The organism is Labrenzia sp. C1B70 (genome assembly GCF_000475395.1).
GTDB lineage: Bacteria > Pseudomonadota > Alphaproteobacteria > Rhizobiales > Stappiaceae > Roseibium > Roseibium algicola.
Window position 1 is genome coordinate 1 of sequence record NZ_AXCE01000024.1, and the last position, 25,192, is coordinate 25,192.

Consider the following 25,192-nt stretch of genomic DNA (forward strand, 5'->3'; position numbering starts at 1 on the left):
AGTTTCATATCTGACCTCCAAAAGTCAATTTTCATTGGAACCGAACCTGACCCTCAAGGACCTGGCGGGCTCCATCCCCGCGATTTCGTACAAAAACAATTCAGTCGAAAAAGTCCGAACTATTTTTTCTGGCGATTACTCGCCGTCGCAGGGCTTAAGAACCAAACTCGAGTTGGCACAGCAAGTCCAAACTGCTGACTGGCAGCACTGTCAGGCAGCTGTGTGTTTTTTCTGCAACATGCTGTTTTGCAACCAGTTTTCCATTACCCAAGGGAACCATCAAACAAAAATTCGCGGAAAATCCCGGGAAAATCACTATTTCGCGATGAGACACCCCAACCCCACCCCTCCGAAACACAACACAGAAAAACAAAGAACTTCTATCTAAAAAGATAATACTCAATCAAAAAATAGATCATACTTCTAAAATAGAATATACATGTCTTTCTTATTTAAGATATTTTCTTAATTTATACTTTATTAACACCTGAAAACAAGTTCAATGGAGAATTTCAACACCCTTCCCTTAAGGAAAATACGACACCACTCAGACGAGTGGAGAAAATCCGCTAAAACCTCGCCAAGGTAGGTGTTTCTTGTCTTCCACATACTTTGCCGCGGGATTCGATGCTGAAAGATTCGCCCCACGGCGATGAAAACCGCATGTTTTTCGGAAGATTCGCTCATTCCATGCGAACTCTCGCAAAACAAGCGGATGCGCAGGCGGGGTTTGTCGATCCGCATCTTTGATGCAGACCGGTCGGCAGGCCTTTATGTGATGCCGACAATGAAAGGGTTCGATTTGGCGCGCTGTTGTTCGATTAGCGCAAGAGAACCGTTATTCCTGCACTGTTGCCGTTGGCATCGAGCACCGTCACATCCGCAAAACCAGGCGTGTCCGGCTGCCAGACAAGTTGCCTTTCCCGCTGCCCTGTATGGAGGGGGCGTCCGTTGACAAGGAAGGAGAACGGCCCTGCACCGCCCTTGAACTTGACGACCAGCGGCTGCGCAGACTGTTCCAACGAACTGTCCCGTGCGAACCCAAGATCCAGCTCGGCTCCGTCCGGCGGATAGGATATCTGCAAGGTGTCACCCGTGCGAACCGTGCCGCGGTTTTGTGGCAAGCGGGCAAAGCGAAGCGGTTCGGGAACCTGTTGCCCGGCGATACTCATGGCTTCCGCCGGACCGTCCGGAAGCGGAACCCTGTCGGGTCCCAGGATCTGAAACGCCTCGAAGAGAATAGGTACGGCGACCGAAGCTCCCGTCGCCCCGGGCACTGGCGTGCCATCCGGGCGCCCCGACCAGATCGCCACCACATGACGACCGTCATAACCGACAGCCCAAGCGTCACGATAGCCGTAGGCTGTGCCCGTCTTGTAGGCGACGTGGTGTGTTTCTGCACTTTGCGGCTGCGGCAATCCGGAAAGAATATCGCCCACCATCCAGGAGGCCTTTTCCGAAAGGACGCGGGCTGAAGACACCGGCGTCGTACCCTCTTGGCAGTCTTTGCGACACACGGACAGGGCTACTGGCTCGCCACCTCGAGCCATTGCGGCGTAGGCCTGGGTCAGGTCCCGCAAGGTCATGCCGAGACCGCCAAGGCTGATGGCAAGCCCCGGTGCGATGCCTTTCTCCATGACGGGATTGGCACCGGCACGTTTCAGCCGGGCGATCAGCCGAGCTGGCCCGACCGCTTCCAGCAACTTCACGGCCGGTGTATTGAGCGACAACTGAAGGGCTTCGCGCAGGGTGACCGTGCCCTGGTAGGACTGGTCGAAGTTCGTCGGCTGGTAGCCACCAATGTTGGTCGCCCGATCTTCAATGAAACTTTCCGGCAGACCGACACCTTCTTCAAAGGCAAGACCATAGATGAACGGCTTCAGCGTTGATCCGGGCGAACGTGTGGCGCGGGTCATGTCGACATGCCCCTGGCGGAGCGTGTCCAGAAGGTTCGGCGCGCCAACGCTTGCCAGAATTTCTCCGCTCTTGTGATCGGCGACCAGAATGGCCAGGGAAACTGGCGATGGCATCGTCTCGCTCTTCCGTCTCGCCAGGGATTCGATCGCACGCTGAAGCTCAAGGTCGATCGTCAACCGGTGGACAGGCAAAAGAGGCGCATCGGCACGCGCCTGCCGGCTTTCGTGCGGCGCCAGGAATGGCATTGCATAACGTATCGTCCGGACCGGTTCATTCGCAGCCGAAGCCGCATCCTCTTTGCCGAGGACACCAGCCACTGCTGCGCGGCGCAAGACACGGTTGCGGGCCTTGCGCGCCTGCTCTGGAAATCGGTCCGGCCGCCGCGCCTCCGGGCTTTGCGGCAATGCCACCAGCAGCGCAGCTTCCGCAGGCGTGAGACGCCCAGGTTCCTTGCCGAACCAGGTAAGGCTTGCCGCCCGAACCCCCTCCAAGTTGCCGCCAAACGGCGCCCTGAGAGCATAAAGCCGCAAGATATCTTCTTTCGAAAACTCCGCTTCCAGCTGAACGGCCCTGAGTAGCTGCTCGTATTTACGCTCAAGCGACTTCGTCGGCTGCTCTTCCAGCAACCGCGCAACCTGCATGGTCAGCGTCGAACCGCCGGAAACTATGCGGCCGTTCCTGAGACTTTGCAGGGCAGAGCGAGCAAGCGCCAGCGCGTCAAACCCGCCGTGTTCGTAAAACCGCTTGTCTTCGAACGCCAGCAACATCCGGAAATAAAGCGGATCTATTTCTGGTAGTTCCACCGGCAAGCGCCATTTGTCGTCCTGGCTGGTGAAAGCCCGTAGAAGGCGGTCATTCCGGTCCAGAACGACAACCGACAGAGGCAGGTCGCCGACACGGGGCGGCGCGGACAGCGACGCATAGTCGTGCCCGACCTTTGTAATCAGGCAAACAGACAGCGCGGCGGCACCAAGACCGGCGGCAGCGAACCACCGCCGGATCATGAGCCAATTCCGCCGCGCCAACGTTTTCATCGTACGGCTGCCTTACCGCGTCGGGCCGAGAACAACCAACCTGCCGGTTGCCGTAATGGCGCGACGGTCCGGACGGTACATATCCTCTACCGACGCCGGCGGGTGCGAATAGTCGCCCGGGGTTGCAGCCCTTGCAAGATAGGCAAAGGTCAGTTCCTTGCTGCTCCAACGAGTCTGGTCCACGGCCACTTCGAAACGGTCCCTGTAGAACGCCGAATGTTCCGGCTGATCAACCGTATCGAGGAACGACAGGCCACCGATATCGCCGGAACGCACAAGCCGCGGATTGTCGATCACCAGGCCGGCAGGCAGGCGATCAACGACCATCAACCGGCCTGGATGATCCGTCAGGGCCCGTACTGTGACGACCACAGCAAGCCGGGTGTTGACCGGAACGGCGGCCGGATCGATCGGATTTCCGTCAAGGTCGTAGACCGTGCGTTCAACCGCATAGTCCTTGCCACCTGCGGGCTCGGGCACCAGCGGCTGGCCGGCCACGGAGACAAGAAGCTCCGTTCCAGCGTCACCGTTGTTCTTCACCTCGACCGGGAAGTCGGCAACCTCGCGGCCAGCCAGCGACCAGGCGAGCCGTCCGGGCGTTACTTCACCACGAACGGAGATCCGGGCGTCTTGCGCGGATTCGTTGAGCGCATTCGCTGCCAGGAGCATCCAGGCCATATCCTGTGTCGACCGGTATGGCTTGTTGGCCTGGGCCGTTTTCAGGAAGTCGATGGCTTCCGTCTTCAGACTGTCTTCCATGGACGCCGAAACGACATAGTCCGTCACGCCCGCGCTGTCGCGCAGGACGGAGCCGTAGTCGTCGCGATAGTACTTCGGAGCCTCCTTCGGCAGAGCGGCAAGAGCCGCCCGGAAACCGGTGGCCGCCCGGTCACGCTCGCCATAAAGGGCAAGCCCGGCAGCAACCTGTGCCTTGGCAAGCGGTGTTGCGAAGTTCTGCAGCTTGGCATCCAGGTAGTAGCGAAGATCGCCCATGGAGGCGCGGCCGTTGCGGGCCAGCACGTAAAGCGCATAGGCGATGTCTTCGCCGCCATCCTGGAAGTCGGAGGAATAGGCCAACCTGTTTTCCAGATTGTCCAGTGCCGAAGTGAACGCAAGATCAGGCACCAGATATCCCTTTTCGCGTGCACGGGTCAGGAAGTCGGTGACATAGGCGTCCAACCAGGTATCACCGCCGCCGTAGCTGTTCCAGAGACCGAAATCGCCGGAAGAGGACTGGTTCGACAGGATCTTGGCAATGGCCTTGACCACCCGTTCCCGAATGGCACTATCGCCGCCAAGCCCCGCAGCCTCGGCAACTTCACTGAGGTAAAGCAGCGGCAAGGCACGACTGGTCGTCTGCTCGGTGCAGCCATAAGGATAGCGGTCAAGTGCCGCCAGCAGGCCGGCGACATCGATGCTTGCAGCACCACCGGCAGACAAGGTGATGTCAACCGTATCCGCCCGCAGGCCGTCGAAGGTGTCCGCATCCAGCGAGAGGCTGTCTCCGGATGCCAGCGAGAAGCTGGACTGACGGACAACTTCAGGCTGGGTATCTTCAACCTCGAGGCTGAAACGCTTGACGAAAACTTCGCCCTGCGGCCCGGTCAGCGACGCCACGACTTCCGACTTCGTCAGCATGTCTTCTGCCGAAACCGAAAGCAGCACCAGGGCTTTCTTGCCGTTTTCCAGATCCAGCGTACGCGACTGATCCGTGCTGCCACCTTCCAGCCGAAGGCCGTCAGCGACCGAGACTTCGAGCGCATAAGAGCCGGAAGGGCCATCGACGTTGTCGATTTCCAGGGAAATTCGCGACTGGTCTCCCGGTGCAAGGAAGGCGGGTGCGCTTGCCGTCATCACGACTGGTGAACGCACTTCCACTTCCTGGTCGGCATGACCGACGCCATCCTTTGTCCAGGCAACCGCCATCAGTTTGACGGCGCCGTTGAAGGCCGGGATATCGAAGGAGACGGTTGCTTCGCCAGTATCGCCCACGGTTACAAGTCCCGAGAACAGGGCAAGCGGTTCTTCATCCGGCGGAGGTGCATCGAGCCGCATGCCTGCGGCATCTCCTCCGGAACGGACGCGCCCGCGGGTTCCAGCCATCCGGTCGATCAACTGGCCGTAAAGATCACGGAAATCGGTGCCGAGACGCCGCTGGCCGAAGTACCATTTCTCCGGATCCGGTGTCTTGAAACCGGTCAGGTTCAAAATGCCGACGTCAACCGCGGCAATCGTCAGATACGCCTGGTCTCCTGCTTTCAGGTTCGCGAGTTTCACCGGAACGTCCAGTGTCGTCTCGGGCAGGATCCGGTCAGGCGCAGACAACTGCACGTCAAGCGCCCGGTCACCCGGGTCAACCTGCAGCCAGGACAGACCGACTGCCCGTGACGGCATTCGCTTCTGGTCCAGGTCCATCGGTCGGTAGAGGCTGGCCGTGACATAGGCCCCTGCCCCCCAATCGTCGCTGACAGGGATCTCGACCTCGGTTTCCTCGGCAGTCACTTCAACGGTCTTGCTGGCCAGCAATCCGCCGGAAACAACATTGACCACGGCAATACCGGCCATTTGTGGCTTGAGGCGCAGCTTGGCGGTGTCGCCGGGTCGGTAGCTGGTCTTGTCGAGGCCAACGTCCAGATAATCAGGCGTATCGGAGAAGGCATCGGCAGAATACCAGCCGGCATTGAAGGTGACGCGCGTCGAGGTCTGCAGCGTTCCGCTGCCTTCAACGTCGAGACGGTACTCACCCCATTCGACCGGAAGGGACAGCTGTGCCGGCTGTCCAGCAGTCACCTGCACGGTGCCGGTGGCAACACGGCGGGTGGTGGTGATCGGCTCATAGGACCAGTTGCCGTCATAGCGGTACCATTGATACCGACGATCGACCTTGGACAGGGTCCAGCCGATGTCCGCTCCGTCGACTTCCTTGCCGTCTTCATCGATGACGATTACGGAGAAATCGGCCGGACCGCCTTCATCGACACCGCCGTCGAAGGCGGGTTTCACGCCAATGCGTGGTCCGTCGATGGCAACAGGCAGGTCCATGTCCCGTTCAACGTAGCGGCCACCCGCTTCCACCAGGCGTGCGATCAGCTCGCCAGTATAAAGCATGGTGGTCTCGGGAAGTTCGGGCATGAAGACGTCGAAGGTAAGCTTGCCATCTTCATCGGTCTTCAGGCCCGACGACAGGGAGCCACGCTGTGTATAGGCATCCGCATCGGCAATGCCGAACTGATAGCCCGGGTGGGCTTCAAGCGTGCGGATGGGCCGCACGATGACATCACCTTCCAGGGTCTGGCCGCTGGCCGGCGAGCCATAGAGATACTTGGCGTCCAGCGATACCGCTGTCGGTCCGGTACGGTTGAAGGCCTTTGCATCTGTTTCAAGTTCGAAATCGACTCGCTCGGGCTGATAATCTTCCACCAGGAAGGTCTGCTCGGTGAGAGCCCTGCCCTTCGGATCGGCAAAAACCTGCCAGGACCAGATACCCTGCTGAGCCGACGCTGCCAGCGTCACATCCTGAAGGTGGCCACCGAGCCCGCCGTCGTTCACTGTAAAGCGGGCGTGCTCCACACCGTCAGGCCGATTGAAGATGAAGGTGAGCGGGAAGTCTTCCTGTGCGGTTGCGCTTGCATTGCGCAGCAGAGCCTGCGCGTGAACGGTTTCGCCGGCCTTGTAGATACCGCGATCCGTCCAGGCAAAAACGTCTAGCGGTCCCGGTGCTGCACGTCCTTCGACACCCCGGTCGGACAGATCGAACGCCGGTTTGCGCAGGTCGAGGAAGGAATAGTCGCCCTCGGACGTTTCAGCCACGAGGATACCGGGGGCCTGACCGCCTCTGCCGCGGGTAAGGCCGACGGCAAATTCCGCAAAGCCTTCCGCGTTGCTGACAGCTTCACCGAGAATGTCGTTGTTGACGGCCAACAGGCGTACGGTCACGCCCTCCAGTGCCTCAGCGCTTGTGAGAGACCGGATATTGGCGGCAATGCCGTTATCGCCTGAAAGGGCCGTCAGGCCCAGATCGGACACCAGGAACCATTGCGTTGCCAGCGTGCCCCAGCGGTTCTTCTGATCGAGCTTGGACCGCGCAGTCATGGCATAGACGCCCGGTTTCAGCTCGATGCCGGTTTCCGAAATCGGTATGGCGGTCGTGATGTCCTGGTTCAGGTCGTTGCCGGTCTCGACAATTCCGGACCAGACCTTCTGACCCAGTTCGTCCTCGATCTGGTCTGCCCGCCAGCTGTCGAGTTGCCGCAGGAAGCGGTTGTCACGCAGAATATCGGCGATGGAGCGGTTGCCGATGCGGTAGATCGAGGTCTCGACTTCAGAGGTGTTCACGGAAACGATCGGAATGGTGGGGTCGCCACCAGCAGGAAGAACGTAGGAACGGCTCAAAAAGCTGACGGAGGGAGACCGGTCCTTCACATAGACAGTCAGATCCGCGGTCTTTTCCAGCTTCTCGCCATCGGCTGCCGGCAAGCCGCTGCGTGCGGTGATCTGATAACGGCCGCCATGCTTGAGACCATCCGCACAGATTTGGCTGCCTTCCGCCTCGATCGCGAAAGTACCCTCGCCGCTTACGCTGACATAAGGGCTCATGTCTTCGCCAAGCGGCAGTTTTTGCGAGAAGACCAGACAGATCCGTGGCGACGCGCTGTCGGAATCGACTTCGTGATCAACGATCCGGAAGCCGTGCTCGGCAACCAGGTCCGCGTATTGCCGACGGACGCTGGAATTTTCCTCGACCGCCAACGATGCCCGCAAGGCCTTGATCGCGGTCTTGTATTCGCTGCTGCGGATCATCGCACGGCCCACAAGTTCAAGCGCCAAGGCGCGCTCAGGTGCGCTGACGGACCGCAGATAGGCATTGATCGAGGCTGATATCGCGTTCTTGCGCTTGGTTTCCCTGTCCTGCCAGTTGTCTGGATCCTGCAGCAGCAGGGCGGTGGTGAGCTGGGTCCAGGCATCAAATTCACCCGGTTCCAGCTTGATCAGCTGCAGGAAGTCGGCTTCTGCCAGTGCGCCGTTACGCTCGCCGAGTGCGTCCTGACCGTTCCGGCGCAGCTGATCCGCAGTCTGCCCGTTCGGGCGCACCGAATTTGCAATGCTGAGGGAATAGGTCTGTGCGCTTTCCAGCTGGGATTTGGGAATAAAAACCAGCTCTGCCTTTCGGTCTGCGCTCTGGTCGGCGCGTGGCGCCTTGACTTCAACGACCCGTCCGGCGATCGCACCGGCAAAACTCTGCAGTTCCCCATAGTCGGTCTTCAGAAAACACCAGCCCGCAGAGGTGTTAAAGGTGAAGGCGCGGCATTGATTGTCGCTGAGGCAGACGGATTTGCACCCGTCCAGATCCACGTCTTTCACGGTGCGATAGTCACCACCGAAGAAATCCGCATCATCGATGGTGACAATACGCCTGTCCTGCGCGCCTGCTGCGGTGGCCAAGACACCGGCGAAACCGGCGCTCGCTACAAGAAGCAGCGCGCTTTTGGCAACCTTCTTGAAACGATGCTTGAAATTGAGGGAAAGCTTTTGGGAAACAAACGAAAAAACGAACATGGCCAATCCTCCGGGGCCTATAATTTCCCCTATCAAGTCACTGGATCGTGACAAGGACAAGGCAAAATAGTTTTTAGAGTGAACTCTCCTGACATAAGGGCGTGGTCGCGCAAATGCAGACGAGATGGTCTGAGAGTTCAGCCAATCCTGCTGACCAGTTCCTCGATCAGCAGCGCAACTTCCTGGGCCGCCTTGCTGGATGGTGCGTCCTCGGTCACGGCGCGGCCTCTGCCCATTGCAGAGGCAAAGACGGTCCGGTTGCCCAGGCGGGCATTGAGCGCGTCATATCCCGAAGCGGCAATGGCGTCCGCCATCTCGCCTGTCAAGGACGCGCGGGGCGGTACGCGGTTGAGTACCAGAAGTGCGGGAGTATCTTCACGCGCAGCCATCTCGATCGTCTGCGAGGTTGCCCAGAGATCGACCGGCGTCGGCTGGATCGGAACGATCACGAAGTCAGCGGCGTCGATTGCCGGCTTGGCATCACTGTCGGTCTTGGGCGGTGTATCGATGACAACGTAACCATGGGACTTTGCGAGCGAACGCGCCTCACGCCTTGCGCCCCAGCCTGACGCGGTGCGGAATTCAAGACCGGTATTGTCTTCGCCAAAGTTGTCTTCGCGTGCCTCGAACCAGGTCCCCAAAGAGCCTTGCGGATCCACGTCGAGGATTGCCACCGGTTCGCCGGACTTTTTGGCAAGCGCAACGGCAAGATGGGCCGCAAGGGTTGTCTTCCCCGACCCGCCTTTTTGCTGTGCAACCGTCAGAATCCGCCCGGACATGCCTAAACCTCCAGAATTTCGCCAATATATTGCGCTGATGTTTTTCGCAACGCAACAAATCTATGTCTTATCCAAATGAATTTACGTTGCGTTTCCGGAATTATGGCTATGATCACCAGTGGTATTTTTTAATAACTGCCGTCAAGGGAGGCGCACCTGAAGGAACTGCAAGAGCGAAGCTGGGCCTTGCGATGGCGCAATCCGGCGTTCTGCAAACGCCTTTTGTATGACGCGCTGAAACGGCAGCCGGAACCGGATCCCGGCAACCGTCCCCTTCAGTTCAATCTTGCATGGCTGGAGCGTTGGTCCGGTCATTTCGATGCGGCGGCAAAGCTTGCAGACAAAGCCTTCTCGATGATGGATCCCAGGCAGGATCCGGAAGGCTGGTCCGAGCTTCTGGTCATCAAGTCGGTTTGCGTCTACAGCCTCGGTGAACTCAGCCAGGCCGATGCCATTCTGGGAGAAAGCCTGGAGATCCTCGGGGCGGCAACTCACGGACGCGCCGGTATCGAGCCGCTGACCGTACTCGCCAACATGTGCGCCTATTATCATGACTACGAAAAGGCTCAGTCCAAGCTTCAGGAAGCCATGGACATCGCCGATCGGCTGGGCCTTGTTTACGAGCGTTCGCACATCCTGCAAACCCTATCGCGCACCGAATTGCGATGCGGTAGCCCCGACGCAGCCGTCGAAGCGGCAAAGGCGTGCCTGGAAGATGCCCTGGAGCATCGCAACGCCGTGAACCTGCCTTACGCCTATGAAGTGCTGGGAGCGGCGCTGGTGGAAACCGGCGCATTGAAGGAGGCGCGCGCCTGCGCCGCCAAGGGCCTGGCAGCGGCACAGTTCAGCCAGGATCACCGGGTCGCCTGCCACCTTTACTACGTGCTCGGATTGAGCCTTTTCGAAGAGAAACGCTATGACGAAGCGCGTGCCGAACTGGAAAACGGTCTGCTGAACGCTGCCGGTGCCGACTATCACCACTGGACGCGAAACTTCTACCTCAAGCTCTCCCAGACCCACGAAGCCCTGGAAGAGCACCGCAGTGCACTCGACTATCTGAAGGCCTATGTGAAACTTCAAAAGAAGATGTTCACCGAGGAAACGGAACGCCAGAGCAACGATTTCCGGAACCGTCTGGAATTCCGGCTTGCACACAGCAAGGCCGATTACGAGAGGGAATTGCGCACCAGAACCGAAACCTTGAACACGGAATTGCAGGAGGCGAACACGAGCCTTCTTGAACTCAACGCCCAGATCGAATTCAACGCACTGCACGACGCGCTGACAGGTGTCGGCAATCGGCGCATGATGTCGAAATTCTTCGAAACGACCCGGCTCAGCGTGGGCCCCGGCGTCAAGGTTGCCGCCATTCTGATCGATCTGGACCGGTTCAAGACCGTCAACGATCACCATGGCCATTCGGTCGGTGATCAGGTCATCAAGGCAGTGGCGGAACGGTTGTCGGATTTGCTGCAACAAGATGAGACGATCATCCGGATGGGCGGCGACGAATTCCTGATCCTGTCGACACGGCGCACTGACGCGGACAGTCTATCCGCCCTGGCAGACAGGATCGTTTACGACATCAACCTGCCGATCCCGATCAAAGGGGCGGTGGACAGGACAGTCGGCGCAAGTGTCGGGGTCTCGGTTCAGGCGAACGGCCCGGACCTCGAATATGAGCTTCTCAGGACCGCGGACGAGGCCATGTACCAGGCCAAGAAAACGGGCCGGAACAGAAGCTGCCTCCATTGCAGTGTGCCGCTTTCCATTCCCCAGAACGCTTCCTGAGCGGCACCTGTCAAGCAGGTTCACCCTATTTCAGCCGATTGCCCGTGGGCTATTTCCCCCCCAGCACCGAGTACACATTCCAGGACGGACGTCCTGTTACCGGGAGGCCGTGGCGTGCCTCGGCCTTGCGGATGCCTTCACGTGTGGCCGGGCCGACCTTCCCGTCCGGTTCACCGACGTTGAAGCCGTTGCGGTTGAGAAGCTTCTGCAGCTCCACACGCTGAGCACGGGAAAGACCGGGGTTGTCCGTCGGCCAGGGTGTCTTGAACGGATCGCCGCCTGATACGAGTTCCGACAAAAGGGCGATCGCCAGACCGTAGGAGGTTGATGCGTTGTAGGAACGCAGAGCCCGGAAGTTGCGGGTCACCAGGAAGGACGGGCCACCCGCTCCTGCCGGCTGGATCAGCGCTGCATCCAGACTGCCGGAAAGAGCGCCGCCGTCGATTTTGGTGAAGCCTCTTTTGGCCCAGGTCGACAGGGAGGAATAGTTCTTCAGACCCGACGGCCCACTGTAACTCTTCGGTGCCTTGACCTCGTATCCCCAGGGCCGGCTGTTGCTCCATCCGGCATTTTTCAGAAAGTTTGCCGTTGAAGCCAGGGCATCGGGGACGGAATTCACCAGATCCTTGCGGCCGTCGCCGTCAAAGTCGACCGCAAGACTGTTGTAGGTGCTTGGCATGAACTGGGTTTGCCCGAAAGCCCCTGCCCAGGAGCCGACGAAGTCTTTGGCCGGTACATCCCCTCGTGAAGCAATCTGCATGGTCTTGATCAGTTCGCCCTGGAAGTATTTCTGGCGCCGTTTGCCGGCGCAAACCAGATTGGCCAAAGCATGTGGGGTGTAGAAATCGCCGCGGAAGTTGCCGTAGTCACTCTCGATGCCCCAGACCGCCAGAACCACGTGCCGATCGACACCGTACCGCTTTTCGATGGAGGTGAGTGTGCTGTTGTGTTTTTTCAGGTTTGCCTTGCCGTCCTGGATCCGCTGCGCGTCGACCAGAAAGGCCATGTAATCCCAGATTTCGGTCTTGTGCTCGGGCTGTGACGTCGAGAACCGGATGACCTTCTCGTCAAACGTTGCACCTGACAGCATGCGCTCGGCGATGTCCGGCCGGACGCCTGCGGCAACAGCCTGTTTCTTCAGGGATGCAACACAGCTTTCGATCGCAAAGGCCGATCCTGCCATGGCCATCATGGACAGACCGGTTCCGAACGCAACATTCACAAGATGATTTCGCATGCCCTGGCGCACAGCCCCCTCCGCAGCTTCGAAGCAATTTCCGAACGCTGACACGCTAGCGCGACATAAATGCGGCAAAAAGGGGGTACCTGCAGTTATCAAGATAAACCCGGTGCCATTACGGCGCCGGGTTTATCACTTTCAGGTCAGACGGACCTATTTGCCTTCAATCAGCTTCCGGCGCAGCCAACCTGAGGTCTGATCCATCAGGATCACGACAATGATTGTCAGGATGATGATGTAGCTGGTGTTTTCCCAATCGCGCGAGGTCTTCATGGTTTCGACCAGCAAGAGACCGATCCCCCCTGCCCCGAGAGCACCGATGACCGTGGCTGACCGGGTGTTCGATTCCAGGTAGTAGAGGACCTGGGACACGAAGACCGGCAGGATCTGCGGGATCACACCGTAGCGATACCGCTGGATCTGATTGGCGCCGGTCGCCCTCACACCCTCGACCTGCTTGTTGTCGATGTTCTCCAGCGCTTCGGAAAACAGTTTGCCGAGCGAACCGGTATCGGTGAATGCAATTGCCAGAGCTCCTGTCAGCGGCCCGAGACCGAAGGCGCGAATGAAGATCAGCGACCAGATCAGCATGTCGATGCCGCGCAGGAAATCGAAGAGGCGGCGTGTTCCGAACCGAAGCAGCTTCGACGGCGTGAAGTTGCGAGCTGCAAGAAATGCCAGCGGCAATCCGAAGAACGCGGCCGTGAGAGTGCCGAGAACGGCCATCATGATGGTTTCGAACAAGGCGGTAAGAACCTTGCCGTGCTGCCAGTCAGGGTTTTCCAGAAACTCGTTCACGATGAACCAGATGTTCGACGTTTCCGGATCCATTCGGTCTGAGCTCAAAGCCAACGCATAAAGCTGGCTGAAAGACATGCCATAAAGTGGTGAGCGGAACGGAAACCAGAAGTTCTCCCAACCGCCGAAATAGTTGTGAACCTCGATCTTCGTCTTGGTGACCTGAAGGCGCCGATCAAGGGTCGGGCGCACATCGAGCTTGCGCGGGTCGATCTTGATCCAGTCCGGTGCCGGCCCTGCCGGCAGAGCCGTTTCGACACCATCGGCAGTCGCGGTGCCCTCCACCACGCCATAGCCCGGTATGGTGAACAGGGCTGTCCTGCCATCGATCTCGACCTTGTAGCCATCGCCGAGGTCAACCACACCATTTTCGCCGCTGAGCTGCACCCAGTCGGGCACCTTGGCGTTGTCGTAGGTAGCGGTGCGCTCGCCTTCGATCGCAACTTCGAACTCGTTGTCCCGGAAGCTCTTTGTGACGTGAACTTTGTAGGCGACGCTATCCGTTGCCAGGATCACCGCCCGTTCCGGCTGGGCACGAGAGAGCAGTTCCGGCACCCCGAAGGCGAACCACGTGTAAACGAGGTAGGTGAAGATCGCGAGCGGTACGACGACAGTGAGCCATGCGCGCCGGCGGACCTGATTCCAGACGAGAGCCTGGGTGACGGGTGTTTCGAGCGTATCGACGGTCATGAGATTTCCCCTCAATGCGCCCGGCCGGACCCGACCAGCTTGCCGCGCAGATAGGACGACAGTTGGTCGATGGCCATGATGGTTATGAACAGAAGGACGAAGATAGCGGCGGTTTCATCGCCTGCACCCTTGCCCCAGCCGATCGTGCGGCGAAGTTCCTGGCCGATGCCGCCAGCGCCAACGAAGCCGAGAATGGCAGAAGCACGCACATTGATTTCAAGGCGCAGCAGGAAATAACTGAGATAGTTTGGCGCCACCTGGGGCAGCACCGCAAACCGGATGCGTTGCAGCCAGCTGGCCCCACAGGCCGACAGGCCCTCGATGGGCTTGCGGTCGATGTTCTCGTTCACTTCGGAAAAGAGTTTGCCGAGCGCACCTGCGGTATGAAACGCAACAGCGATCATGGCTGGTACAGGGCTGGAGCCGAGTACGAAGATCAGGAACAGCGCAATGATCAGTTCGGGAAAGGCACGTGTGATGTCCATGATGCGGCGGACTACCGGGATCAACGGTCCCCAGCTGTCGACATTGCGTGTGGAGGCCATCGCCAGCACCACCGCCATCGCGCCGCCCAGAAGGGTCGCAACCGCGGCAATGTTCAAGGTTTCCAGCATGGCCGGAACGAACTGCAGCATCAGCGAGAAAAAGGCCGGGCCGGCTTCAAAGGCTTCAACGACGATCTCGCCCGGATAGTCGAAGAACTTGGAAAGACCCTGAATAAATCCGCCGGAATTCATCGAATTGGATTTCGAATAACCGGAGACCAGAACCGCTACGACCAGCAGCAACCCTATCAACGAATAGAGCTGGCGGCGTTTGCGCATGGACAGGATTTCCTGCTCGAGTGCGGCAACAGCCATTGTTTGGGACCTTTACTTGATGCTCACTTCATCCGAAGCGGGGTGGCTTAGCTGGATCAACCCTTCGAAACCTGGCGATCCTGGCCCTGTGGAGCCACTTCTGGCGGAAAGTCGATTCCGCTGGCCGATACTTGAGAAAACGCGGGCCGGAGACCGGCCCGCGCGGAGATCGGAAATTCCGATTACTCGCTCTTTGCCTTGCGGGCAGCGACGATGGATTCGTAAGCCGCATGGGTGATCGGTTCGAAGCCGCGTGCTTCACCGGCCATCACGCCGTAACCACATTCCTTGTCTTCCTTGACGAGGTTGGCCATCAGCTCGGTCATCTTTGCCTTGATGTCGTCCGGCAGCTTCTTGGACAGGACAACCGGGCCTTCCGGGATCACCGGCGAACGCCAGATTTCCTTGATCTCGGTCATGTCGACCAGACCCGCATCGGTTGCCTTGCGCAGAGCGCCGGAATTGTAGCCGTCTTCCCATTCGCCAAGACCGTCAGCCCAGGTCACGCCGCCGGCAATGTCGCCGTTGAATACGGCAACGATGGTCTGCTCGTGACCACCGGTGAAGACGACGTCGGAGAAATACTCACCCGGCTTCATGGAGTAGCCGAGTTTCGGGATTTCGATGGACGGGATCAGGTAACCGGACGTGGAGTTCGGGTCACCAAAGCCGAAGGTCTTGCCCTTCATGTCTTCCAGGGAGTTGATCTCGCTGTCGACGCGGGCAAAACCGATGGAGTAGTAGCCGTAGCTGCCGTCGTTGTTGACCTTGACCAGAACCGGCTCAACGGCTTCCGGGTCGGTCAGGAAGACTTTTGCGTAGCCGGAAGCACCGAGCCAGGCCATGTCGAGGTTACCGCCGAGCAGGCCTTCGATAACGCCGTTGTAGTCTGCCGGAGCAAACAGCTTTGTCGGAACGCCGAGCAGTTCCTCGGTCTTTTCGCGCAGGCATTCGTTGGCACGCAGACGGTCGGAAGCATTTTCACCGCCGAGCAGGCCGATACGGAATTCCGTGATTTCCGCTGCACCGGCAACAGAAGCGTTCAGAGCGATCATGCTGACGGCAGCAAGCGCAGCAACTTTAGCAACGAGTTTCATTTGGGACACTCCCCGAGAGTTCTCAATTTTGATGACGTTAAGCGGGTGCGCAGCCGGATCAGACCGCTGCTGCCGCCGGGGTCATCGCACCGGCGGATTCTCTGGAACCGGGCTGGCCGGCATCGATGGCGGTGGATGTCGCCGCCTCGTTAAAGCTCTCATCGGCACCGTAGATTTCGCGTGCGACGGCTGTGGTCAGCGCTTCCGGCGCCCCGTCGAACACGAGGAAACCGTCGCGCATGCCAATCACCCGGTCGCAATAGGTCCGGGCAGTGTCGAGCGTGTGCAGGTTGCAGATGACGATTTTGTTGTCGCGCTCGTGAATCTCACGCAGCGCATCCATGACGATCTTGGCATTCATCGGATCGAGCGAGGCAATCGGCTCGTCCGCCAGGATCATGTGCGGGTCCTGCATAAGAGCGCGGGCAATCGCAACACGCTGCTGCTGACCACCGGACAGCTCCTCGGCCCGCTTGGTGGCTTCCTGGGCAATGCCCAGTCTGTCGAGCGCACCAAGCGCGGAATTGACGTCTTCCTGGCTGAAGATGTTGAAGAGGCTCTTCAAGGTGCCGTGACCGTTGAGGCGCCCCAACATGACGTTGGTGACAACATCCAGGCGCGGCACCAGGTTGAACTGCTGGAACACCATGGCGCAGTCGCGCTGCCAGCGGCGCATCATGCCGCCTTTCAGGCTGAGAATGTCCCGGCCATCGAACAGGATCTGTCCGGCGCTGGCGGGGGTCAGCCGGTTGATCATGCGCAGCAAGGTTGACTTGCCGGCACCGGAGCGACCGATGATCCCGACCATCTGCGGTTTTTCGATATTAAAACTTACTTTGTTGACCGCGGTCCGAGACCCGAAGGTCTTGGTGACTTCCTGAAATTGAATCACGCGCCAGCCCTGTCCGTTGTGTTCGTCGTGCTGCGCGACAAGAGCCACCGGACCATTACAGAAAAATGACATTCCTTTGTCGGGGAGCCCAAAATTTTATGACAAATCAATGACATCCCTGCCTGAAGCATCGGCAGAACAACCATCGCCGGCGGGAATTCCGCTGCGCTCTCAGCGCTTTCCGGGCCCCCTCGGCGTCACACATGCCTGGCTGAAATTCACTCGGAAATCAGTGCTCAAATACAAGGCTTCTACCCGCCAAATGCCGTTTTCACCGCTGTGGATGCATGCAAAAAAAGTAACGGAAGTCACGCCAGTGTCATCAAAGCGTCACGACCGGTGCCAGCAACACGGCTACAAACCGTTTCCGCACTCCTTCCAACGCTATATGGAGCATCCATGTCCGCCCCGACCCAGAAGCCTTCCCTCACCGAAGCCCCGAACATTCATCCGGAGGCCAGGGTGCTGAATTGTGATCTCGGCATCTGGACCGAGGTTGGCGCACGCACGGAAATGCGCGAAAGCAGCATGGGGGACTATTCCTATATCGTGCAGGAAGGCGATGTCGTCTGGTCGACCATCGGCAAGTTCTGTTCAATCGCCCGTCGCGTCCGCATCAATCCGGGAAACCACGCAACCTGGCGCGCCTCCCAGCACCACTTCACCTACCGTGCTGCTGCCTATGACCTTGGCGAAGACGACGCGGATTTCTTCCAGTGGCGCAAGGACGACTGGGTCACCATTGGCCATGATGTGTGGATCGGCCACAACGTCACCGTGCTTGCCGGCGTCTCGATCGGCACCGGAGCTATTGTTGCAGCCGGGGCAGTCGTCTCCAAGGATGTCGCCCCTTACACCGTTGTTGGCGGTGTGGCCGCCAGGGAAATCAAACGGCGTTTCACCGAACATCAGGAACAGGCGCTGATCGATATCTCCTGGTGGGACTGGTCCCATGAAGAACTGAAGCAACGGCTGCCCGATTTTCGCAAGTTGTCGATCGACGCGTTCATCGAGAAGTATCGCTGATCCCGCAGATGGCGCGGACACCTGCTCAGGTGAACCGTGCTTCTTTTCCCGCTGCACAAAATTCCCGGGACGCGTTACACTTGCACCATGCAAACAGAAACCGCCGTTCTTGAAAGCAGTCTTGGACCGTCGCTGCGGCGCTGGCGCGTACTGAACCGGGTCAAGCAGGAAGCTCTGGCGTATGAACTCGGCGTCTCGCAGACGAGGATATCGCGCTGGGAGAGTGGCAAGTTGCAGCCGGACGACAGCAACAGGGCGAAGATCACCCGTCTGCTGAGGGCACGTCCGGAGAGCGCCGCCGACAAGGCCCTGCTTGATCTTGTCTCCCGGTCCGCAGTTCCCGTGCATCTGGTCTGCGACCTCACACACAGGCTGCTGGCCATATCCGTACCGCGTGCCTGCGAATGGCGCGCACCGGTGAGCGAGTTTCTGAACCGGCCCCTATGGCGTTTTGCGTCCGAAGGCATCCGGGCAACGGAGCACAGACTGACCGACTATGGCTGGTTCGAGCCGGATGCTCCGGACATTGTCTACCGAACGGAACACGTTGATTTTCCGGAAATGACCATCCCGGAGAGCACCATCCGGATTTCGCGCCTGCCGCTGTCAGACGGACGGTTTGCGCGGCTGGTCCGTGAAGAACAGGATGCCGCATAAATTATGCGGTAACTCGTCTGGCGCGGTGGCCCGCAATAATCTGGCCACCATGACAAAGACGCTCCCTTCCCTCGATCTTCCTGAAATTTCCCACACCAGACTGAGAGGCCTGCTGGACTTCCTTCAGGCTGCAGAGCAGCTGAAAGACACGCTTCGCTCGGGAACGACAACCGGCGGCAGGCCGGAGAGCACTGCCGAACATAGCTGGCGACTGGCCTTGATGGTTCTGTTGTTCGAACCAGAGCTGAAAGAAATCGACTTGCTCAAGCTCCTGAAGCTGACGCTTGTGCATGACCTGGGCGAAGCCATCTCCGGAGATGTCCCCGCTCCACTCCAGACGCCGGGTGACGACCGGCAGGAACGCGAGAGGCGGGACTTCCTGACCTTGTGTGAACCGCTGCCGGGTGACGTGGCTGGGGAGCTAACCTCCCTCTGGGATGAGTATGCAGCGGCACGAACCGTCGAAGCCCGACTTGCCAAGGCGTTCGACAAGCTGGAGACCATGCTTCAGCACGTTCTGATGCCAAGGCAAGCGCCTTCATTTTATGAGTTCAACCTGGGTTACGGCCGTGATCGCACCGATTGCAGTGCTCTCACGCGCCAGTTGCGGGACGAAGTCGACGAGCTGACCCGCACCATGATGACGGGCGCCGGACGGGAAATCGCCTGATTGCACCAGAGACTTTGCCGCTCAAGGGTGCCTGGCGCCTTGCCGGGCGGTCAGCAAAAAAGGTCAGGCAGGTTCTTATTTTTCGTGTTTGGGTTTACCCTTCTGGTTGTGCCGTCCAGTCACTGCCGGAGGAACCAGCATGTACACCATTCTGCCCCGCAGCCAGGGTGCCGTTCTCGGTGTCGAGATTTCCGGAAAAATCGATATTGATCAGGAAAAGAACCTGATCGCCAAGGCCGAGGAGATGATTGAAGACCAGGGCAAGATCAGCGTTCTGGTCGTTCTTGGCGATCATGTCGGCGTTTCCTTCGAGGCCGCCAAGGCGGACATCCGGTGGGTGCTTGCCAACATGCAGCATCTCAACAAGATCGCCATCGTGACGGACAGCAAGTTGCTTGCCGCCCTCGTTGCGATCGACGCCACGTTTGCACGGATGGTCGGCATTCAGGAAAAGCACTTCGACCGGGATGAAATCGATATCGCCTGGCACTGGATCGAAACGCCAGTCTGAGGTCAAGCCGTTGGCGATTTCTGCCGCTGAGGCTGCCGTCCAGCCTCATCTGACAATTCAGTTCTGGCAGGTCAGTCCGGGCAGGTCAGTGCGGAAACTCAGGCGTCGGCGAGCTGTTCATCACTCAGGAAGGCAACCTGGTTCACTTTCCCGTCCCTGACCTCGATCATCTGGCCCTGAGGCACTTCCATCCAGCATCCGCGGGCTTCATCCAGCGGTTCGGACACCACCATCACACCGTCGTCATACACCCGGTAATAGAGCGTCGGCGCCAGGTTGTCCGAAGCATAGCGGGCGGCATAGAGCGTTTCACCATCCGACCAGCCGGCAGCAAAACGCATGTGCGGCGTCGTTCCGGCGTATTTGGACAGGGCTTCTGCTTCGAACACAGCTCTCGCCATCGCCGCGCGCGGGTGCAGATTGAGTCCATAGGCGAGCGCGACCAGAAACAGGCTTTCGCTGTCGGTGCCGCCGATGCGGTCGCGGTAAAGGTCGTCCGGGATCATGTTGTCGAGGCGACGCTTCACCTTGTCGTAGCCGCCGACCTGACCGTTATGCATGAAGGTCCAGCGCTGGAACGTGAAAGGATGGCAGTTGTCCCGCGTGGTCGCCGTTCCGGTTGAGGCGCGCACATGTGCCAGGAAGTGGCGAGACCGGATGTGCTTGGAGATCTGCAACAGGTTTGGATCCGACCAGGCGGGCCGGACGTCCTTGTAGACACAAGGGGTGTCCCGGTCGCCGTACCAGGCAACGCCGAACCCGTCGGCATTGACCGATGTCTTGCAGGACAGCGCGTTGCGGCTCTGGTCGATCAGCGAATGCGCCGGATCGCAAATGACTTCTTCCAGGTATTTGGGAGCTCCGCTCCAGGCAGCCCAGCGGCACATGTCGACTTGGTGTCCTTCAAGCAGCGTCTTGCATGGCCTTGAAACGGGCCGTGGTTTCATCGCACGCGTAGTAATCCGCGGCCGGATAAGGATGCAGCGCCAGATCTTCGACGGCGGCAATGATCTTGTCCGCCTTGTCTACTGTCATGAGCACTGAAAAATTGAGCCGTGTCCAGCCGGGTTTCTTCAGTTCTTCACCGGAAAGAATACCCGCCCTCAACGCTTCGGACTGTTCCGGACCGATATCCAGCAACCGATGGGCATAGGGCCCGGCACAGGCGCAGCCACCACGGGCCTGGATGCCATAGATGTCCGATAGCATGCGGGTGACGAGCTGCTGGTGCACATAGCCTCCGCGTTCCAGATCCTTCACACGGAACGAGAACACGGGTAGCACGTGACGGGCCTTGTCGTTTCCGAGGATCTCGATCGCCGGATTGTCACGCCAGACCGCCAGCGCCTTGGCACGCCAGGCGGCGTTCCGCTCGTCCATGAGCCGCTGCCCAATGGCTTCCTTGACCAGAAAGGCGAGCGCCGCCCGGATATCGCCAATCACGTTCGGTGTACCGGCTTCCTCGCGGGCTGAAAGATTGTCTGAATAATCGTGAGCCCAGGGCGAGACGAAGCGTACCGTCCCTCCGCCCGGAAAGACCGGTGTCGCCTTGCTGACAGCTTCCTTACGCACGATCATGACGCCTGACGCGGCTGGCCCACCGATGAACTTGTGCGGCGAGACAACAACCGCATCTTTCTGGGCATCAGTGCCGGCTTTCATATCTACCGGGAGGTAAGGGCCGGAACCCGCGCAATCCCAAACGCTGAGCGCGCCGTAACGCTTCAGAATGCGTGTGACCGCCACGTCGTCGGTAACGATGCCGGTTACGTTGGACATCAGCGAGAATGCTCCAACAATCAGCCGGCCGCCCCCCGCCTTGCGCAAGACAACCTCGAGCTCTGCAAGATCAGGTCCACCAGTTTCCGCTTCGTCTATCTCGATCACCTCCGCTCCGCTTTCGCGCCAGGGCAGAATGTCTGAGTGATGTTCATAGGGACCGATCACAACAAGTGGCTGTTCGCCTCGCTCTGCGGCGGCTGAAACACCAAGAAGATGTACAAGCCGGTTAAGGCCTGCGGTTGCCCCCGAGCCGCAAAAGACCGTCGCGTAGCCCTGGTCAGCCCCGCAAATGCGGGCGATTTCAGATCGCGCGGCCTCGCGCATTCGTGTCATTGCGCTGCCGCAGTAGGAAGCCTCGGTGTGGCTGTTCGCGTAGACCGGCAGGATTTCTTCCAGAACGAAATCCTCGACCTGACGCAGAGCCCGCCCGGAGGCGACGTAGTCGGCGTAAATAAGCTCGCGTTCGCCAAACGGGCCTGAGATGGTTGCCCCCTCGCCGATCAATCCCGCGCGCAGGCGGGAAACCAGGTCCGGTGATTTCAGTTCCTCGATGAAATGATCGAGTGCCGTGCCTGTTTTTTGGGTCATTTTGTGCTCCGAAACGCCTTTTTCGGATCATACGACCCCTTTCACTGGGATATCTTCACCTCATTCGATTGTTTTTCGCTCCGGATCGTGTCAATTGATCGAACATGGAGAAAAAATTCGATCATATTGATCGCGCGCTGCTGCGCGCCCTGCAACGCGACGCTCGTCTTTCGCAAAGAGACCTTGCCGACAAGGTCGGTCTTTCCCAGAACGCCTGCTGGCGCCGGTTGAAAACGCTGTACGACAGTGGATTGATTGAAGGACATACGATCCGGCTGGACCCGGCGCAGCTCGGGTTGAATCTCACGGTCTTCGTGATGATCCGGACCCGGCACCATTCCAAGGAGTGGCTGGAAAGGTTCAGGGGCGAAGTGGTGGCCATTCCGAACGTGATCGATTTCTACCGGATTGCCGGAGACTACGACTACATGCTGAAAGTGGTGGCCGAAGACATGAATGCCTTCGACCGCGTCTATCAGCGCCTGATCGAGAAAGTCGATCTGGATACGGTCACGTCGTACATGACCATGGAATCGATCGCGGATGCCCGCGACCTTCCAATCTAGGTATTCTCAGCGGCGGCGTCCGCCACCTCCCCTGCGCGCACCGCCACCGCCGCCATGACGTTGCGGGCGTGCCTGCGGACGTGAGCGCTGAACGTTGCGCTGCCGATTGACCTGACGGTTGCCTGCCGTTCTCGCCCGGTTGTCCCTGCTCAGGTGTGCAGGCGCCTGGGGTCGTGCCGCCGGACGTGTGGCAGGGCGGGTCGCCGGTCGCTGCACATTCGGCTTTTGGATATTCGGTCGTTGCACATTGGGGCGCTGAACATTGGGCCTCTGCGCCGGGCGTTGGACGTTTGGGCGCTCCACATTCGGCTTTTGAACATTCGGGCGTTGGACGTTGGGACGCTCGATATTCGGGCGCTGGCCTGCAGGCAGGTTGGTCGGGCGTTGAACGTTCGGCCGGTTCTGGATCTTGTCGCCAAGGGGGCGGTTGGCAAGGGCTGCGCCTGCTCCGGCGCCAATCGCTCCCCCGGCCAGTCCGGCACCAATGTCACCCACGCGGTCCTGGATTGCCTCGTGGGAGGGCGCAGCGACTTCGCCCCAACGACCACCCTCGAATTTCTGCCATTTCTCACCATCGCGGCGATAGACGCTACCATCCCGACCGGCAAAGACATCACCACGGCGATCAAGGTTCGCTACACGGCCCAGATTGCCGTCCTGCTTCCAGCGCTGCACGGCGCCAGCCTGGATATCGCGCGTGCGTGACCATTCCGGCCCGCTTACGACCTTGCCACCCCAGGAGCCGTAAATGCCCCGGGCTCCGCCAACCACGACACGATTGCCGGTGCGCGGATTATAGGCGCTGATGAAGCCTGCACTGCCGCGCGGGCCGCTGATGGCGGCACCGCGAATGTAGCCGCCCGTACGCGGATTATAGATGCCGCCGCCGGCGATGCCGCGCAGCGGACCGTAGGCATAGCCATAGCGTCCGAAAGTGCCACGGACCGGATTGTAGAAGGCACCGATCCCGTAGCTCACCGGACGCGGGAAGTAGATCGGGCGCAGCCCCGGACGGTACCAGGGCCGATAATAATAGCCTGTGCCGTAAACGAAGACGCCCCAGGACAGGAACCCAGCCAGATAGCCCATCGTGTAGCCGTACCAGACCGCTCCCGGTTCGCTGTCGTAGATGCGCACATAGGTGGTGTTGTAGACCGGGGAAGACGGCGGAATGGTGTAGATCTCGTCAGGAACCGCCGTGGCAACCGTAAATGGTCCTTCCGGGCTGTCTCCGACAAACCAGACACCGTCCTGCAGCACGTAGTATTTCGCACCGACCTGGATCACCTGGTCGCTGGTATTGACCGCATAGGACATCGACGTGCCGTCGATCTTCTCGAATTCCGGATCGCCGGCATAGGAGACATCCGCACTGACGGAACCGACCTCAACGCGAGCCGTTGTCGGAATGCTGGCTTTCAGCCGTGCCTGCGACGCTTCAGAAGTGCCTGGAATGGACGAACGGACCGAATAGTACGGCGCGTCTTCCGGCAGGTTCTGAAAATCGGAGGGCATGTCCGGAGTGGTGAAGGTCCACGGCCCGTCGAGCGAGGTGGACTTGAACCAGCGGCCGGATACCAGAATGTACCAGGTGGACGTGGATTTCAGGTAGAACACGTCGCTTTCGGTGTTGGACGCCCATTCCAGATCGGTGCCATCCACCGGTTCCAGAGCCGGTTCGCCGTCAAAGACGATCATTTCGGCCGGTGTGTCTGAATAGATCACCTTCGGCGGAGTATTGTCCGCGAACGGTTCCCCCGGGATCGCTTCCCGGGTTTCCTTCCAGTTATCGTCATCTGGAAGAGACCCGATCAGATCCGGCAGCTTGTCGACCGCTTCCCACCCTGCCGAGACGTCCTTGGTTTTCATCCAGGATTTTTCATCGCGCAGATAGAGTTCGCCGCTCTCGTCGATTTTCAGAATGTCCCAGTTGCTGTTGACCACGAAGCTGAGCCCCTGATCACCCTTGACTGGCGCAAAGATTGGCGTGCCTTCGGTCTGCACGAGAATGGACGGCTCGGTCGAGACATAGATAGGTGGTGCTTCCGAACTCAGGCCCTGGACATCCTCCATGCGCTGGTATTCGGCAAGGCCTGCGGTGATCCGATCCTCTTTCACGGTGATCGTACCGGTCGGCATGATCTTGCCGACCTGAAGCGACAGGTCAGTGAGGGATTCCCGGTCCAAGGCCGAAAAGTTCAGTTCCGTTACCTGGATCTGGTTGATGTCAACTTCGCTCTTGTCGGTGTCGGCCACGGTCGCGCCGCTGACACCGATCACACCAAAGACAGGCTTGGCGTCCTTGTCCTTGATGTACTCCGCTGCCACCATCGCCTTCAGGGTCTTGAAGTTGTCCCACTCGGTGAATTGCGGCTGGTAGAGCACCAGCGTCGCCCCGGCATCGGTCTGGAAAGACCGCGGCCAGCCGGTCGTCTGTTCCGGTTCGCTAAGCTGAAGATACTGTCCGCTGACAAACCCGTTCTGGCCGTTGTAGCTGATTGAACACCAGGCCCCGCTGTCATCGCAGTTCTCCATTTCGACCTGCGTGCCGGACGGCACCGTTCCCAGTGAGCCGAAGTTCGTTCCCGGGCCTTGTCGGAAATTCACGTTGGCGGTCGTCAGGGCCGGCGCGGCAAGCACGCCGTTTACGAAAACCGTTTGCAAAATCAAAGTGGAAGACAAAAGAACGGAAAGAGACTTACGCATTGGGACCTCCCGGGGGCCGGTTCAACCAACCC

Annotated in this window: 18 protein-coding genes; 7 read left to right on the forward strand and 11 right to left on the reverse strand. The window is 59.4% G+C overall.

The genetic code is table 11. The annotated features are described in order from the left end of the window. On the forward strand, positions 1–388 hold a 388-nt coding region (locus tag Q666_RS66560), incomplete at its 5' end, for a hypothetical protein (RefSeq protein ID WP_035909106.1). Between the two features lie 433 nt (positions 389–821). Here Q666_RS66560 and pbpC read toward each other — a convergent pair. The 3 genes from pbpC to parA all read right to left on the reverse strand — a co-directional run bounded on the left by pbpC (position 822) and on the right by parA (position 9,286). Next, positions 822–2,921, reverse strand: coding sequence for a penicillin-binding protein 1C (pbpC, locus tag Q666_RS53715; protein ID WP_023000186.1), 2,100 nt, complete (start codon positions 2,919–2,921; stop codon positions 822–824). Positions 2,922–2,963: 42 nt separating this feature from the next. After that, complete coding sequence (locus Q666_RS53720) at positions 2,964–8,507, reverse strand: alpha-2-macroglobulin family protein (protein WP_023000187.1); 5,544 nt, start codon at positions 8,505–8,507, stop codon at positions 2,964–2,966. Positions 8,508–8,644: 137 nt separating this feature from the next. After that, the gene (parA, locus tag Q666_RS53725) at positions 8,645–9,286 is read right to left on the reverse strand and encodes a ParA family partition ATPase (RefSeq protein WP_023000188.1); all 642 of its coding nucleotides are present in this window, start codon (positions 9,284–9,286) and stop codon (positions 8,645–8,647) included. Between the two features lie 186 nt (positions 9,287–9,472). On the opposite strand from parA, the gene Q666_RS53730 reads away from it, so the two are divergent. Further along, positions 9,473–11,077, forward strand: coding sequence for a tetratricopeptide repeat-containing diguanylate cyclase (locus Q666_RS53730; RefSeq protein ID WP_152533399.1), 1,605 nt, complete (start codon positions 9,473–9,475; stop codon positions 11,075–11,077). Between the two features lie 49 nt (positions 11,078–11,126). Here Q666_RS53730 and Q666_RS53735 read toward each other — a convergent pair whose 3' ends face one another. The 5 genes from Q666_RS53735 to phnC form a co-directional block, all read right to left on the reverse strand. Beyond that, on the reverse strand, positions 11,127–12,314 hold the full coding sequence (locus tag Q666_RS53735) for a lytic murein transglycosylase (protein ID WP_023000190.1): 1,188 nt from the start codon (positions 12,312–12,314) through the stop codon (positions 11,127–11,129). A gap of 156 nt (positions 12,315–12,470) precedes the next feature. Then, on the reverse strand, positions 12,471–13,805 hold the full coding sequence (gene phnE, locus Q666_RS53740; RefSeq protein WP_023000191.1) for a phosphonate ABC transporter, permease protein PhnE: 1,335 nt from the start codon (positions 13,803–13,805) through the stop codon (positions 12,471–12,473). A gap of 11 nt (positions 13,806–13,816) precedes the next feature. Then, complete coding sequence (phnE, locus tag Q666_RS53745) at positions 13,817–14,665, reverse strand: phosphonate ABC transporter, permease protein PhnE (RefSeq protein ID WP_023000192.1); 849 nt, start codon at positions 14,663–14,665, stop codon at positions 13,817–13,819. A 182-nt stretch (positions 14,666–14,847) separates the two neighbouring features. Beyond that, positions 14,848–15,762 carry a phosphonate ABC transporter substrate-binding protein gene (phnD, locus tag Q666_RS53750; protein WP_023000193.1) on the reverse strand — a complete coding sequence of 305 codons (915 nt, stop codon included), beginning with the start codon at positions 15,760–15,762 and terminating at the stop codon, positions 14,848–14,850. Positions 15,763–15,820: 58 nt separating this feature from the next. After that, on the reverse strand, positions 15,821–16,654 hold the full coding sequence (phnC, locus tag Q666_RS53755; RefSeq protein WP_031269021.1) for a phosphonate ABC transporter ATP-binding protein: 834 nt from the start codon (positions 16,652–16,654) through the stop codon (positions 15,821–15,823). Between the two features lie 399 nt (positions 16,655–17,053). On the opposite strand from phnC, the gene Q666_RS53760 reads away from it, so the two are divergent. The 4 genes from Q666_RS53760 to Q666_RS53775 all read left to right on the forward strand — a co-directional run bounded on the left by Q666_RS53760 (position 17,054) and on the right by Q666_RS53775 (position 19,518). Continuing rightward, complete coding sequence (locus Q666_RS53760) at positions 17,054–17,680, forward strand: DapH/DapD/GlmU-related protein (protein WP_023000195.1); 627 nt, start codon at positions 17,054–17,056, stop codon at positions 17,678–17,680. An 87-nt stretch (positions 17,681–17,767) separates the two neighbouring features. Beyond that, positions 17,768–18,337 carry a helix-turn-helix transcriptional regulator gene (locus tag Q666_RS53765; protein WP_023000196.1) on the forward strand — a complete coding sequence of 190 codons (570 nt, stop codon included), beginning with the start codon at positions 17,768–17,770 and terminating at the stop codon, positions 18,335–18,337. A gap of 49 nt (positions 18,338–18,386) precedes the next feature. After that, positions 18,387–19,007: an HD domain-containing protein gene (locus Q666_RS53770; protein WP_035909116.1), complete on the forward strand. Its 621-nt coding sequence runs from the start codon at positions 18,387–18,389 to the stop codon at positions 19,005–19,007. Positions 19,008–19,146: 139 nt separating this feature from the next. Continuing rightward, positions 19,147–19,518, forward strand: a complete 372-nt coding sequence (locus tag Q666_RS53775; RefSeq protein WP_023000198.1) for an STAS/SEC14 domain-containing protein — start codon at positions 19,147–19,149, stop codon at positions 19,516–19,518. A 98-nt stretch (positions 19,519–19,616) separates the two neighbouring features. Here Q666_RS53775 and Q666_RS53780 read toward each other — a convergent pair whose 3' ends face one another. Both Q666_RS53780 and Q666_RS53785 read right to left on the reverse strand, forming a co-directional pair. Further along, on the reverse strand, positions 19,617–20,405 hold the full coding sequence (locus Q666_RS53780) for a class II glutamine amidotransferase (RefSeq protein WP_023000199.1): 789 nt from the start codon (positions 20,403–20,405) through the stop codon (positions 19,617–19,619). Between the two features lie 16 nt (positions 20,406–20,421). Beyond that, positions 20,422–21,888, reverse strand: coding sequence for an aminotransferase class V-fold PLP-dependent enzyme (locus Q666_RS53785; RefSeq protein ID WP_023000200.1), 1,467 nt, complete (start codon positions 21,886–21,888; stop codon positions 20,422–20,424). Positions 21,889–21,992: 104 nt separating this feature from the next. Here Q666_RS53785 and Q666_RS53790 point away from each other — a divergent pair, with 104 nt between their 5' ends. After that, positions 21,993–22,454: an Lrp/AsnC family transcriptional regulator gene (locus Q666_RS53790; RefSeq protein WP_023000201.1), complete on the forward strand. Its 462-nt coding sequence runs from the start codon at positions 21,993–21,995 to the stop codon at positions 22,452–22,454. A gap of 6 nt (positions 22,455–22,460) precedes the next feature. Here the strand turns inward: Q666_RS53790 and Q666_RS53795 are convergent, their stop codons facing one another. Then, on the reverse strand, positions 22,461–25,160 hold the full coding sequence (locus Q666_RS53795; RefSeq protein WP_031269023.1) for an SH3 domain-containing protein: 2,700 nt from the start codon (positions 25,158–25,160) through the stop codon (positions 22,461–22,463). Positions 25,161–25,192: the final 32 nt, after the last annotated feature.

Coding starts and splice junctions, on each gene's coding strand:
- pbpC (WP_023000186.1), bottom strand. CDS start 2,921: ATGATCCGGCGGTGGTTCGCTGCCGCCGGTCTTGGTGCCGCCGCGCTG.
- phnE (WP_023000192.1), bottom strand. CDS start 14,665: ATGGCTGTTGCCGCACTCGAGCAGGAAATCCTGTCCATGCGCAAACGC.
- parA (WP_023000188.1), bottom strand. CDS start 9,286: ATGTCCGGGCGGATTCTGACGGTTGCACAGCAAAAAGGCGGGTCGGGG.
- Q666_RS53770 (WP_035909116.1), top strand. CDS start 18,387: ATGACAAAGACGCTCCCTTCCCTCGATCTTCCTGAAATTTCCCACACC.
- Q666_RS53720 (WP_023000187.1), bottom strand. CDS start 8,507: ATGTTCGTTTTTTCGTTTGTTTCCCAAAAGCTTTCCCTCAATTTCAAG.
- Q666_RS53780 (WP_023000199.1), bottom strand. CDS start 20,405: ATGTGCCGCTGGGCTGCCTGGAGCGGAGCTCCCAAATACCTGGAAGAA.
- Q666_RS53760 (WP_023000195.1), top strand. CDS start 17,054: ATGTCCGCCCCGACCCAGAAGCCTTCCCTCACCGAAGCCCCGAACATT.
- Q666_RS53775 (WP_023000198.1), top strand. CDS start 19,147: ATGTACACCATTCTGCCCCGCAGCCAGGGTGCCGTTCTCGGTGTCGAG.
- Q666_RS53785 (WP_023000200.1), bottom strand. CDS start 21,888: ATGACCCAAAAAACAGGCACGGCACTCGATCATTTCATCGAGGAACTG.
- Q666_RS53735 (WP_023000190.1), bottom strand. CDS start 12,314: ATGCGAAATCATCTTGTGAATGTTGCGTTCGGAACCGGTCTGTCCATG.
- Q666_RS53765 (WP_023000196.1), top strand. CDS start 17,768: ATGCAAACAGAAACCGCCGTTCTTGAAAGCAGTCTTGGACCGTCGCTG.
- Q666_RS53795 (WP_031269023.1), bottom strand. CDS start 25,160: ATGCGTAAGTCTCTTTCCGTTCTTTTGTCTTCCACTTTGATTTTGCAA.
- Q666_RS53790 (WP_023000201.1), top strand. CDS start 21,993: ATGGAGAAAAAATTCGATCATATTGATCGCGCGCTGCTGCGCGCCCTG.
- phnD (WP_023000193.1), bottom strand. CDS start 15,762: ATGAAACTCGTTGCTAAAGTTGCTGCGCTTGCTGCCGTCAGCATGATC.
- phnE (WP_023000191.1), bottom strand. CDS start 13,805: ATGACCGTCGATACGCTCGAAACACCCGTCACCCAGGCTCTCGTCTGG.